Annotated in this window: 1 pseudogene; it reads right to left on the bottom strand. The window is 45.7% G+C overall.

From position 1 onward, the window contains the following. Window positions 1-83: 83 nt before the first annotated feature. Window positions 84-486: pseudogene (locus HC175_RS17905) on the bottom strand (M1 family peptidase); the annotation flags it as partial.

Genomic DNA, 486 nt, shown 5'->3' with positions numbered 1-486 from the left:
CCCCTCCTTTTTTTAAGGAGGGGTGGCAGGCGAGAGCCTGACGGGGTGGTCCCGGAGACGAACCCGCCGCAGGCGACAAGGCCTTACCCCTGAGTTCTCTCTTTAAACTCCTGAAATTTATCTGCTTTAGCAGCTTGTGGCCAGGAATTGTTGCTGGTATCAACATCGGCAGTTTCCAGATCGGGATCTACTACGATCTTGGTGATCTCTTTATCTGTCGCCAAAGCTCTGCTTACCTGATTGTCATTCTTTCTCCAGATTTGTACCGGATAAGTCACTTTTTCTGAAGTACCATCAGCATAGGTGTACTCAACAATAATAGGCATAACAAGTCCGCCCGGCTTGTTAAAGGTCACCTGGTAAAAATACTTTGGCATCTTCATCTCTGCTCTTTGCTGCGGAGTGAAATTGTCCATCAGGTATTCATTTAATGTTGGTGCATTTTCAGCAGGAGTTTTTCCTTTCATGCTTTCATTATATTCTTCA

The sequence above is a fragment of the Salinimicrobium oceani genome (genome assembly GCF_012037645.1).
This window is presented reverse-complemented; position numbering and strand designations above follow the sequence as displayed.